Origin of the sequence: Enterobacter cloacae complex sp. P47BA, from assembly GCF_014930485.1 — a bacterium.
GTDB lineage: Bacteria > Pseudomonadota > Gammaproteobacteria > Enterobacterales > Enterobacteriaceae > Enterobacter > Enterobacter bugandensis.
Window position 1 is genome coordinate 114,148 of the sequence record NZ_JADBRF010000010.1, and the last position, 12,265, is coordinate 126,412.

General features: G+C 55.9%; 9 protein-coding genes. 8 read left to right on the forward strand and 1 reads right to left on the reverse strand.

What is annotated here, in order from left to right:
- Genes gp10 through IM299_RS12195 form a run of 8 tightly spaced genes read left to right on the forward strand, consistent with a single transcriptional unit; the run spans nt 1 to nt 11,613 of the window.
- Nucleotides 1-336, forward strand: a complete 336-nt coding sequence (gene gp10, locus IM299_RS12160; protein WP_032636536.1) for a capsid staple protein — start codon at nt 1-3, stop codon at nt 334-336.
- Nucleotides 336-941, forward strand: coding sequence for a hypothetical protein (locus IM299_RS12165; protein WP_193357547.1), 606 nt, complete (start codon nt 336-338; stop codon nt 939-941). Before gp10 ends, IM299_RS12165 begins: the two co-directional genes overlap by 1 nt.
- Nucleotides 941-3,412 carry a hypothetical protein gene (locus IM299_RS12170; RefSeq protein WP_193357548.1) on the forward strand — a complete coding sequence of 824 codons (2,472 nt, stop codon included), beginning with the start codon at nt 941-943 and terminating at the stop codon, nt 3,410-3,412. The genes IM299_RS12165 and IM299_RS12170 overlap by 1 nt, the downstream gene beginning before the upstream one ends.
- Nucleotides 3,412-3,876: a hypothetical protein gene (locus IM299_RS12175; protein ID WP_193357569.1), complete on the forward strand. Its 465-nt coding sequence runs from the start codon at nt 3,412-3,414 to the stop codon at nt 3,874-3,876. The genes IM299_RS12170 and IM299_RS12175 overlap by 1 nt, the downstream gene beginning before the upstream one ends.
- On the forward strand, nt 3,876-4,415 hold the full coding sequence (locus IM299_RS12180) for a hypothetical protein (RefSeq protein ID WP_060572454.1): 540 nt from the start codon (nt 3,876-3,878) through the stop codon (nt 4,413-4,415). The genes IM299_RS12175 and IM299_RS12180 overlap by 1 nt, the downstream gene beginning before the upstream one ends.
- A gap of 9 nt (nt 4,416-4,424) precedes the next feature.
- Nucleotides 4,425-6,953: a hypothetical protein gene (locus IM299_RS12185; protein WP_193357549.1), complete on the forward strand. Its 2,529-nt coding sequence runs from the start codon at nt 4,425-4,427 to the stop codon at nt 6,951-6,953.
- The gene (locus IM299_RS12190; protein WP_193357550.1) at nt 6,953-8,857 is read left to right on the forward strand and encodes a hypothetical protein; all 1,905 of its coding nucleotides are present in this window, start codon (nt 6,953-6,955) and stop codon (nt 8,855-8,857) included. The genes IM299_RS12185 and IM299_RS12190 overlap by 1 nt, the downstream gene beginning before the upstream one ends.
- Nucleotides 8,857-11,613 carry a hypothetical protein gene (locus IM299_RS12195; RefSeq protein WP_193357551.1) on the forward strand — a complete coding sequence of 919 codons (2,757 nt, stop codon included), beginning with the start codon at nt 8,857-8,859 and terminating at the stop codon, nt 11,611-11,613. Before IM299_RS12190 ends, IM299_RS12195 begins: the two co-directional genes overlap by 1 nt.
- Before the next feature lie 218 nt (nt 11,614-11,831).
- On the opposite strand, the gene IM299_RS12200 is transcribed toward IM299_RS12195, so the two are convergent.
- Entirely contained in the window at nt 11,832-12,092 is a 261-nt protein-coding gene (locus tag IM299_RS12200) for a hypothetical protein (protein WP_193357552.1), read from the reverse strand.
- Nucleotides 12,093-12,265 lie beyond the last annotated feature (173 nt).

The window sequence follows — 12,265 nt, forward strand, 5'->3', positions numbered from 1 at the left end:
ATGAAAACTGTAAACATGAAAACAGGCACCGACTCATTCGTTGGTGAAGATGGAAAGCCAGAAACCAAAGATCAGTATCCGTGGGGGCTGCGCATCACGCTGGATAATGAATCTCTGCAGCGTCTCGGCCTGAATGCAAAATCACTGCCAGCGGTAGGTGATAGCGTTTCAGTTATGGCAATGGCTAACGTATGTTCTGTGTCTACCCGCACCACAGATCACGGTGAAGACAACTATGTTGAGCTGCAGATCACCGATATTGGCCTGGCTCCACAGAAGCGTGATGATGCCAAAGAGTTGAAAGATGCTTTCTACCCAGGCGGGGAGGACGATTAATGGCCTCCGTTATCGAGATCTGCAACCGCGCGCTGAGCAATATCGGCAACAGCCGCAGCATTAACAACCTGAACGAGGCCAGCAAGGAAGCCGATCAGTGCTCCCTTCATTTCGATGCGTGCCGCGATGCTGCGCTGGCTGACTTCGACTGGAACTTTGCCACTAAACGCCTGGCGCTGGCCGACACCAACAATCCTCCGCCTGACTGGCAATACGCCTACCAGTACCCGACTGACTGCGTGCGCATCACCGAAATTATGGTGCCCGGTATCCGTAATCCGACGGCAGCAATGCGCATCAACTATGAGGTCGGGTCCAACGCGGACGGTACCGGAAAGCTGATCTACACAGACCAGCCTCAGGCGTGGCTGAAGTACATTGCTCGCGTCACTGAAGTGAACATGTTCGATCCAATTTTCATGGAGGCGCTGTCCTGGCGCCTGGCCGCCGCCATCAATATGCCGCTCACCGGCAGCGCAGATCTCGGTAACAACGCACTGAACATGTACCAAAGGGTCATCCTGAGCGCTGGCTCGCACAGCCAGAGCGAATCTCAGGAGCCGCAGCCACCAGTCGATGAGTTTACAGCAGCGAGGTTGTCATAATGGCTATCAGCTGGATACAGCCGAGCTTTGCCGGTGGTGAGATTGGCCCGTCACTGTACGGGCGCATCGATATGTCGAAGTATCAGGTTGCGCTGCGCAAGTGCGATAACTTCATAGTCCGCCAGTATGGTGGGGTTGAGAATCGCCCGGGAACGCGCTTCGTCGGCGAAGCAAAATATTCGAACAAAAAATGCCGCCTTATCCCTTTCCAGTTCTCGACCGTTCAGACCTATGCGCTGGAGTTCGGCGACGGTTACATGAGGGTTATCAAAGACGGCGCGTATGTGCTGAACAGCAGCAATGTAATCTACGAACTGGCTATGCCGTATGCAGAAGCCGACCTGTTCCGCATTAAATTCACGCAGAGCGCCGATGTTCTTACGCTGGTGCATCCAGCATACCCGCCGAAGGAGCTGCGCCGGTACGCGCACGATAACTGGCAGATCGTCGACGTGACCACCAAAAACGGCCCGTTCGAAGATATCAACGTTGATGAGTCAGTGAAGGTCTACGCCAGCGCCAGCACCGGCACAATTACGTTGACGGCCAGCTCTGCCATCTTTGGCGCTGAGCAGGTAGGTAAGCTCTTTTATCTTGAGCAGCCTGCGGTAGATTCCGTTCCTGTCTGGGAGACCAGTAAAACCACGGCTATCAACGACGTCCGCCGCGCTGACAGCAACTACTACCGGGCCAACACCGCAGGGAAGACCGGCACTCTTCGCCCTTCGCATACTGAAGGCATGTCCTGGGATGGCTGGGGTGGTGCCGGGGATAGCGATACAGGCATCCAGTGGGAATACTTGCACAGCGGTTTCGGTATTGTTCGTATCACGGCTGCGTCCGGCACTACCGCCACCGCTACGGTGATCAGCTACATCCCATCTCAGGTTGTCGGATCTGCCAATGGCAGCTACAAATGGGCAAAATACGCATGGAACAGCGTCAACGGCTACCCGAGCACTGTCGTCTATTATCAGCAGCGCCTGTATTTCGCCGCGTCCACCGCGTACCCACAAACCATCTGGGCAAGTAGAACCGGCGACTATAAAGACTTCGGCAAGAACAACCCTATTCAGGATGACGATCGCATCATCTACACCTACGCCGGGCGTCAGGTAAATGAGATCCGCCATCTTATTGATGTTGGCAGTCTGGTCGCGCTGACGTCTGGCGGGGAATATACGATATCCGGAGACCAGAATAAGGTTCTCACGCCGTCGGCGTTCTCATTCAGCTCTCAGGGCAATAACGGGTCCAGTAATGTGCCGCCTATCTCCGTTGCCAACATCGCGCTTTTCATCCAGGAGAAGGGCAGCGTGGTACGCGATCTGGCCTACTCCTTCGACGTCGACGGGTACCAGGGTACCGACCTTACCATACTGGCAAACCACCTGTTCCAGAAGCGCAGCATTGTCGACTGGTCATTCTGCATCGTGCCTTACAGCAGCGCGTTCTGTATCCGCGACGACGGCAAACTGCTGGTATTGACCTATCTACGTGATCAGCAGGTTTTCGCCTGGGCACCACAGTCCAGCACCGGGAAGTACGAAAGCACCTGCTCTATCAGCGAAGGCAGCGAGGACGCTGTTTACTTCGTGGTAAACCGTACCATCAACGGACAGACGAAACGTTACATTGAGCGCCTTTCAAGCCGCCTGTTTACCAGTGACGAAGATGCTTTCTTTGTCGACTGCGGTCTGAGCTATGACGGACGTAACACATCATCCAGGACGATGACCATCAGCGGCGGCACTGGCGACTGGAGCTACCAGGTAGACTACCCGGTTACGATTAGCGGCGGGGCTTATTTCGTAAGCACGGACGTTGACGCGCAGATCCAGTTCCCGTACTCAGAAACTGATCCTGACACTGGATCGGTGGTGGCGAAAGAGTTACGCGGCGATATTGTTTCGGTAACCAGCAGCACGGCGGTGGTTGTGCGCTTTAACCGTAACGTTCCTACAGTACTGCGCAGCGCGGCCACTACTAACTGGCAAATGGCTCGCCAGACGTTCGGCGGCCTGTCACACCTCGAAGGTCAGACAGTAAACATCCTCTCAGATGCCAGCGTGGAGCCGCAGAAAACCGTCTCTGGTGGTGCTGTCACGCTGGAATCACCCGGAGCGGTGGTGCATATCGGGCTGCCTATCACAGCGGAATTCGAAACGCTGGACATCAACATCAACGGGCAGGAAACGCTGCTGGATAAAAAACAGGTTATCCCGACCGTCACGATGGTGGTAAACGCCAGTCGCGGAATCTGGGCAGCCACGCCGGGAGGAGAATGGTATGAGTATCCTCAGCGTGAGGATGAGTTTTATGACGATCCAGTTAAAGATGCGACGGGAAAAATCGAAGTCAATTTAGACAGCAACTGGGATAAAAACGGGCGCGTTAAAGTGCGACAGCAAGATCCGCTTCCACTCTCTGTTCTGGCTGTCATCCCTCGCCTTACTGTGGGAGGGAAATGATGATTAAAGCTCAGATCTTGCCCGCCACCACAGAGCATATCGAAGCCATGCTGCCGCATGTACGCCAGGCTGACGTTGATGAATTTCTGGCGACAAACGGCTGGAGCCCGCGACGCGTGCTTGAAACCGGGCTGCGCACTTCAACATTCTGCTGCGCGGGATTGGTCAACGGCGAGGTGGTAACTATCTTCGGTGTGGCACCAGCATCCATGATCGGCGGCAGCGGCATTCCCTGGCTGGTAGGCACTGACGCGCTGGAGAAATACCAGCGCACTTTCCTGCGCCGGTGCGGGAAAGTGGTCAATGCAATGCTGACAGTTTACCCGTATCTTGAAAATTACGTTGATGCCCGCAACCACGTCGCGCGCGTATGGCTGCACTGGCTGGGGTTCACCATTGAGGATCCGAAGCCATATGGCATCCACAATCTCCCCTTCCACCGTTTCCACATGGAGAGAAAATAATGTGTAGCCCAGCTATTGCACTGGTCGCAGTCACGGTAGCCTCTGCTGCTGCCAGCGCGTACAGTCAGAACCAGCAGGCAAAATATACTTCTGCTGTAGCTGAGAAGAACGCAGATATTGCTGAAGCTCAGGCGCAGGATTCAATCAACCGAGGTAATGCTCAGGCTGATGAGATTCGCCGCCGTAACCGTCAGGCTGCTGGGACCCAGGCCGCAACAATGGGTGCGACAGGCGCAGAGCTTTCCACGGGCAACGCTCTGGATATCTTCGGAGATACGGCACAATTCGGCACCCTGGATGCTCTGACCACTGTCAACAACGCTCAGCGTGAGGCTTATGGCTATCAGGTGCAGGGCAGTAATTATCAGTCTCAGGCTAATGCAACTCGCAGCGCGAACAGTGCCGCACTAACCCAGACGCTGCTTACAACCCCGTTGAAAGCATATGGCGCGTATCAGATGGGCGGCGGCACATGGTCGCCATTCACCCAGAAAGCAGCTCCTATCAGCGCTGCTGTCGGCACGCCAACCGGCCGATAAGGAGATATCATGCCAACAGTACCAACTGTAAACGGTCGTCAGGTAGAAAGCAGGGGATTTCAGTCACCTGGTCTTCAGGCGTTCGATACGCCTCAAACTGCTGATGTGCTTGGTCAGGCCGCAGAGCAATACGCTGGCACCTTCGCTCAGGCCAAGCAGCGCGCGGATGTTGCGCAGGCGCAGGACGCATCCCTGCAACTCAGCCAGATTTCCAGCGATCTGTTGACGAACCCTGATACCGGACTGCTCAACTTGCAGGGTAAAAATGCACTCGGCAAGGGGCAGGAGTACACCCAGCAGTTTGATGCTCAGGCAGAGCAGATTGCCATGACGCTGCCTGATGGCGCGCGTGCAGGCTTCATGCAGCAGGCGCAGCAAATGCGAACCCAGTTCACGACGCAGGCCGGTCGCCACGAGATTAGCCAGCTGAATGCCTACGAAGAAGGGCAGTTTCAGGCGACGCTGGCGAACAACGGGAAACTGGCTGCAGCCGCATACGGCGATAATGCTAACTATGTGCTGTACAACCAGCAGACTTTCCAGCAAATCGACGACTACGGCGCTGCGCATGGCTGGAGCCCGGAACAGATTCAGGCGAAAAAGATTGAGTTCAAGGAGAAGGTCGCCGATGCTTCGCTGTCTCAATGGTCAGCCAATAATGCTATCGACTTCATTCACAGCAATGGTGAGCTGAGCGATACGGCAACAGGTTCCCGCCGTGCGGTATCGGAAGGAGGGAGTGGCGATAGCGCGCGTGGCATCCGCAATAACAACCCCGGAAACCTCGAGTACAGCAAAACTAACCCGTGGATTGGGCAGACAGGCGATGACGGCCGCTTTGCCAAATTCGAGACGCCGGAGCATGGCATCCGCGCGCTTGGCCGCAACCTGCTGTCTTACCAGCGCCAGGGCATCGATACCGTCAGTGACATCATCAACCGTTGGGCGCCTCCTTCAGACAATAACAACACCGATGCGTATATTAAAGCGGTATGCGCGCAGCTCGGCGTGACGGCAGATCAGCAACTTGATGCTTCAAACCCTGATACGCTTAAAGCGCTGTGTGCCGCTATTATCCATCACGAGAACGGCAGTCAGCCTTACACCGACCAGCAGCTTACCACGGGCGTCAGCGCGGCCATCGGTCTCTCTCAGTTGCCGACCAGCACCAAGCGATACACCGGCAACGCTGCATTCGATGCTGCATCCCCTGAGGCACAGGCAGCCTTCCTCCGCCAGGCAGAACAAATCCGCAAGCAGCAGCAGGCCGAGTATCGCACCAGCATCGACAGCCAGGTGCGCGACGCAACGGCGGCTTACATGCGCGGCGTCGATTTCCCCAATGCTCCAACACAAACAGACTTCATGGCTGCCTACGGCGTGCGCGAGGGTAATCTGCGATATACCGAATTTAAGAACACGCAGATTGCCGGGCAGTACATTGGCTCGTTCCGCAATATGCCGACGAGCAGCATAACGGCCTACGTTGACCAGCTGCGCCCCGGCACCGAAGAAACAGGCGAAGGCTATGCATCCCGCGCTGAATTGTTCGACCAGGTATCGGCGGCGGCCACGAAGGTGATCAGTCAGCGGCAGAATAATCCGTTCAATGCTGCGGTGGAGATTGGCGCCTATAAGCCGATCGCCAGCAACAACCCTAACGATATTACAGCCGAGGTGGCTAACCGTTTCTCTTCACAGGACAGCCTGCGCGCGCTGGGTATCAATGCGCCTATCCTGTCCAGTGAGGAGGCTGCGGCCCTGTCCGAGCAGGTGCGCGGCACCAAAGACGTCAACCAGACAATCAGCCTTCTGCAGAGCATGGGTGAAACGCTCTCGGCTCCGGCTATGCGCCAGGTTGCATCTGCCATTGCACCGAACAACACAGCGACAGCCTATTCTGCCCTGCTGCTGGGCACACCGGATAACCAGTACGACAACACCAGGCCGTCCATCGCCTACAGTCAGTTCATCGGCTACAAGCCGACCATGAACAAGTACGACGTATCGAAGGTGATCCTGGCAGGTGACCAGTTGCTCAATCCGACGAAGGCAATGAAAGATGCTGGTATAACTCCGGTGCAGTTGCCGAGCGAAGATAAGCTTAAGCGTGCTTTCGACGATCAGGTTGGGAATTCGTTTGCCAATAACCCGCAGGCTCGCCAGCTCAGCTACAACCTGTTCAAAGCCGCTTACGCCGGGATCGCTTATCAGTCCGGCGATGCCTCAATGACGCGTACTGATGCAGCCAACTCCGACGTAGTGGAAAAGGCAGCGCAGTACGCCACAGGAGGGGTATATAAGGGCTTTAATGGTGGCGATGTGGTTATGCCGTTCGGCATGGACAAATCCACTTTCAAGGACCGCTACACCGCATCTGCGCAGCAGGCGCTGAAAGATGCCGGGCTGAACGTCAACGCTGCATCAAACTTCACACCAGTCAACATTGGCAACAACCAGTATCGGCTGGTCAGCGGCAGCGGGCGCTGGGCGACGGATCCGAAAACCAATGAAGCTATCGTCGTGAGGGTTGAATAATGTCAGATGTATTTTCTCTGGCGCCGGAAGGCCAGGCGTGGACAGACGATAAAACAGCATCCAACCCTGCGCGGCCTGAAGACTACGAGCCTACATTCTTCCAGGGCTCAATTTCCGCGCCGGTGCGCGGCGTGGCGGAAGGTACTCTCGGCCTGGCTCAGTCTGCAGTTGGATTCAGCAAGCGCCTGATCAGCGATCCGGCATTCACCGCAGACATTGCGCCGACGGTCAATATCTTCCGCGTTATGTTTCCAGATGCCGACAAAGCGCTGAATGAAACATACGACACGATTGGCAAACAGTTGCAGGATGCTCGCGGGTATGTGAAGCCGGATGCTGGTAGCCAGGGCACCGCTGCCGAGGTTCTTTATGGCCTCGGTCAGTTCGTGCCAGCCATTGGTGCGACCATTGTCGGCGGCCCTGCGGTCGGTGCTGCTACGGCATTCAGCTCAACGTATGAACAGTCCTATCAGGATTTCAAAGGGAAGGGTGTAGACGAGTCGACGGCGCGCAACCTGGCAACGCAGCAGAGCCTCTTCAACGCGGCTGGGATGGCCCTGCCTGCTGCCGTCGGTACAACACTGGCAACGCGAATTGCCTCTGGCGTCGCAATCAACACCGGGTTCGGAGGCCTTAACCGTTACTCAGTCGGCGAAACTCTGGAGGAGAAAGGCTACACCGAGATGGCGAAGCAGTACCGTGTATTTGACGGTCAGGCGATGCTGGTGGATGCGGTGCTGGGCGGTGCATTTGGTGGTGCGCATCACCTGGCTGCGCGCAATGCTGACGTACCGCCACCGCCAGATGTTGAAGCACCGATCCCGGCGGCAGAGGTACAGAGTATTCCGGATAATTCTCCACAGCCTCAGGCTGAAGCTGCGTCACAACCTCAACCTTTGGGTGAGGGGCCTGCTGTGCCAGATGTTCCTCAGGTTACCTACGAATCTCGAATGGCTGAATTGCAGCAGAGTGCAGATCAGCTTTTGTCCCGTGGCGATCGGAAGGTGTGGCAGTCGGAAATTGCTAACGGCGAGCGTACCGTGGCAAAACTTGAGGCTCAGGATAAAGCCATTCGCGATGCCGCACCAACCGGAAGCGCTGGCGCTAACCGCCGATATTATGCAGAAAACAGGACGAAACTTGATGACATAGCCAGTCAACTTGCTACGGCCAGAGAGCGTTTGCAGAATGCGCGCGACACTCTTGCACCACATCAGCAGGGCGGTCAGTTTTATGAGGCCCGTGCTGACCTGTCCCGCATTCAGCAGGGCATCATTCCGGAAAGCATGCGCGGGCTTGTTCGTGAGACGTCTATTAAGCCAAGCGACATCGACGCAGCCCACGCACTAAATGAAGGGCTGTATTACGATCTGGAATCTGCCCCAGTGCTGCACGCCAGCAACGAGAGCATAAACAGCCATGTGGCTGCCATGGATGAAGCGTACCGGCAACTCAATGACGGGCAGCCCGTTAACGTCGGGATGATGGCGCGCGGTCTGGATGGTCCGGCGCGGCCCGGCATGCTGGAATCCGCAAACGAGCAGTACCATGCAATGCAGCAGGTTTTCGAAGAGAATGGTGTCAGGTATGAAACGCCGTCAGATCTGGCTGGCGAAGCTCCGGCGCCTCGCGCCGAAAGTGCATTCACTGCAGCAGACCAAACTGGCGGGCAGGTAAGTGTCGACCCAGACACCGGCCAGGCGATTTCATCCAACAGTTACGACCTGATGGCGGCGCGCGATATGGCGACCACCAATCCGGATCTGACAATTACGCACCCAGACACCGGGCAACCTGCGAAGCTCACTGATGTCCTGGCTGATTTTGATGAACAAATCCAGACCGTGCAAAACGAATCGAAAGTTTATTCCGTCGCCGCCGCGTGCTTCCTGAGGAACCCATAATGAAACAGGCATGTGTTGAAGCCATTGCGCAGACACTTGGTCGACAGCCAAAGGCTGACGAGCTGAAAGGTATTGAGGACCGTATCAAAGAAGCCGTGCGCCAGGTGCATAAAAAAAATGCCAGGGAAGGCAAGACTGGCATCCCGGATGCACAGACGTATATGGAGGCTGCCGACCTTGTTCGGCAGCGCGTTGTGCATGACGTCTATAAGAAGCGCCAGCGCGTCGCTCAGAACGCGATCGCCATCAGCAGGGTTACAGATACCCTCGATGCCAATATCCCGCCAGAACAGCAAACACCCGCAAATTTGCAGCAGTTTATCTTTGCCGGTCGGCGCACCACTGACGGTAAAGATATTGCCGTCACCTCTGCCGAAGAGTTGGCGACAGGCGCATATCAGGACTGGTCCCGCCAGCTCAGCGCTGAATTGCTCAAGGCCGGTGATGACGTCCGCAAATTCTTTGAGCAGAGCAAGGCACTCGGCGAGCAGCGCTTCCGCAGCCTGTTCGACCAGCAGGCGGCTAAGTCAGCGCAGTTCCAGATCCTGAAGGAGCTTTACGGCGAGGACACCGGGAACCCACAGGCGAAGAAAATCGCACAGGTCTGGAATGACGTTACCAGCCGGGCCAGACAGGAGATGAACGACAACGGGTTCGATATCGGCCTGCGCGACGACTGGCACCTGCCGTATGTGGATGATGCCGATTTTATTCGCAACGCCGGGCGTGATGAATGGCTGGCGTCGTTGCCGGTGGCAGAGCAGGCTAAAGCGCGTCTTTCTGGCCGCCAGCCTCCTATTGAATTCGCCCGTCAGGCATGGGTTGATGATGTTTACAACACCCAGGACCGCAGCAACTACGTTAATCCGGACGGCAGCCCGATGAATGACATCGAGTACCGCCAGGCGCTGGAGGCGATCTTTGAAACGAAGGCCACCGACGGGGCCAACAAAATAGACCCTGGCGCATTCATGGGCACCGGCGGGATAAAGAACCGTGGATCGCAGAGCAGGGTAATGGCTTTCAAGGATGCTCAGTCGCACTTTGCCTACATGGAGCGCTATACCCAGCAACCGGTGGCGGGCGTAATGATGTCTCACCTGCAGTCATCTTCCCGTGATCTGGGTGTCGTTAAAGCGTTCGGCCCGGACGCTGCCCGTAACTTTTCCCTGGTGCTTGACCGCGTATATCAGCGTGCAGTAACCGGCGGGAAGGAAGTCGGCAAGATGAACGATGAGCGCAAGATGGTTGAGCGCATGTTTAACTCAATGGCTGGACTTAACGGTGCGGCCACATCGAGCGTGTTCACGTCGGCGGTTGGCGGCCTGCGCAACCTGATGACCAGCGCCATGCTCGGCACCAGCGTACTGACGGCAACCAGCGATCAGGCGATCATGCGCGCCAATGCCCAGGCTCTTGGCTTTACCCGAGACGGCATGCGCCTGTCTGCAAACACCATTCGCAACCTGTTCAGCGGTGATGCCAAAAAGGCCAATGCCGAGCTCGGCCTGCTGGTGGATTCGCACGCTGCTGTCGTATCGAAGATGGGTGGATTCGACCTGTCTCGCGGCATAACCGGCTGGTTTGCAGAGAAGACCCTGAAGTGGTCCGGGCTGATCGCTATGGACCGCGCCAACAAAGCGGCGTTCGGCCTGCTGATGTACAAAAACATTGGCGAACTGACCCGCAAGTTTAAGACTCTGGACGACGTTAAGGGATCGGATAAAACCATCCTGGCGAGCAAAGGCTGGAGCAATGAGGATTGGGCTATCATGGCGGCCGCAGACCTTCAGCCAATGACCACCGCCGGGCATATGGGAATGACGCCTGATGCGATTTATGCCGTGCCTGATGAAGTGATCACCGGCATCATGGCGGACCGTATCGCGCAGGTGCGTGCAGGTAGTGATGCAGCGCTGGCCGCGCTTGGCGATATGCCACCAGAGCGCCTGAAGAAAATGAAAGAGGCGTTCGACGCAGAAGCAGAGCAGACCATCACGCGCATGGTACGTAACGCCAGAGCCGAAGCCGCTCAGAAACTGCTTGGTATAACGCATGGCGAGATGACCAGCGCCGTAACGACCGCTACCGGCCTGGACACCTACGCCCGCGATGATGCCGGGCAGCTGATCAAGAGCTTCATGCTCTTCAAAACAACGCCGTTTGCAGGTTTCCGCCAGCTCGTAAACAGGGCCAATGATCTTGATACGGTGCCTGCTCTTAAGTTTCTGGCGTCTTACATCGCTGGCACGACACTTGCCGGAATGTTCGCTAACCAGATGAACAGCCTGCTGACAGGGAATGACCCGCTGGATATGACAAAGCCAACGACATGGGTACAGGCCTTACTGAAGGGTGGCTCTTTCGGTATCTACGGCGATTTCCTGTTCCAGGACCATACCCAATATGGCTCAAGTATCGCGGCCACCATCGGTGGGCCGGTGCTGAGCTTTGCAGAACAGTTAACAAAACTGCTAATCACCAACCCGCAGAAGGCGCTGCAAGGGGAAGAAACCTCATTCGGTGCCGACGCACTGAAGACAGCCCGCATGATCACCCCATTCGCCAACCTCTGGTATGCTAAGGCCATCACCAATCACCTGATCCTGCAGCAGCTTCAGGAGATGGCGAACCCGGGATACAACGACAGGGTGAGGGACCGCGCTCAGCGGGAATTCAACACAACGAGTTGGTGGGAGCCTGGTCAAACAGCGCCGCGCCGTGCTCCAGATCTTGGAAAGGCGGTAGGGCAATGACGGAGATTTTAAAAAATATTGGGTTGATACTGTTCTGGTTTGCGGTCGTTGTGGTATGCGGCACGGCGTATGTTTGGGCAGTAATATTCGCTATCAGAAAAGGTTGGCTTGGTGAGACGTCTGCGAAGGTCGTTTACTTCGCGACCTTCGTCATTCTTGCTGCAATTGTATTTAATCTTCCATTGTTGTGACATGTCACGAGGCCGCTATGCGGCCTTTTATGTCGTTTCCTGCTTCAGTTTTTCCACACAGTAATCGAGATGCGTCTGCAGGTCCTTCATGGACATCTGCGAGCTGGTGACATAGTTCACCAGGGCAGTCAGCTCAGCCATCGGGCCATCAACATTAAAGCCATCGTCACCCAGCTGGCGCAGCAACGTCATCAGGTGCGATTCTTCAACAAGGGAGCGGACGCCTCCCGGCGTGTGTATGCGTTCGGCAAATCCTTTTTCCAGCGGGTGATGATACTGACGTTGCATCTCATGTTCTCCATGCAATTACTGTATGAATGTACAGTAGCAAAACTTTGAAACACTATCCAGTGGAGAAATGCGAATTACCTAATCGGTAATAAGTTACCTGTTTATCATTCAATCAATTCATATAAGGTTTTACAGGTAATAAACTGTCCAGATGATGCACGCGCGCCGGG

What these genes read in the sequence shown, in the direction of transcription:
- IM299_RS12195 (WP_193357551.1), top strand. Translation starts at nt 8,857, where the DNA reads ATGAAACAGGCATGTGTTGAAGCCATTGCGCAGACACTTGGTCGACAG.
- IM299_RS12180 (WP_060572454.1), top strand. Translation starts at nt 3,876, where the DNA reads ATGTGTAGCCCAGCTATTGCACTGGTCGCAGTCACGGTAGCCTCTGCT.
- IM299_RS12175 (WP_193357569.1), top strand. Translation starts at nt 3,412, where the DNA reads ATGATTAAAGCTCAGATCTTGCCCGCCACCACAGAGCATATCGAAGCC.
- IM299_RS12185 (WP_193357549.1), top strand. Translation starts at nt 4,425, where the DNA reads ATGCCAACAGTACCAACTGTAAACGGTCGTCAGGTAGAAAGCAGGGGA.
- IM299_RS12170 (WP_193357548.1), top strand. Translation starts at nt 941, where the DNA reads ATGGCTATCAGCTGGATACAGCCGAGCTTTGCCGGTGGTGAGATTGGC.
- gp10 (WP_032636536.1), top strand. Translation starts at nt 1, where the DNA reads ATGAAAACTGTAAACATGAAAACAGGCACCGACTCATTCGTTGGTGAA.
- IM299_RS12190 (WP_193357550.1), top strand. Translation starts at nt 6,953, where the DNA reads ATGTCAGATGTATTTTCTCTGGCGCCGGAAGGCCAGGCGTGGACAGAC.
- IM299_RS12165 (WP_193357547.1), top strand. Translation starts at nt 336, where the DNA reads ATGGCCTCCGTTATCGAGATCTGCAACCGCGCGCTGAGCAATATCGGC.
- IM299_RS12200 (WP_193357552.1), bottom strand. Translation starts at nt 12,092, where the DNA reads ATGCAACGTCAGTATCATCACCCGCTGGAAAAAGGATTTGCCGAACGC.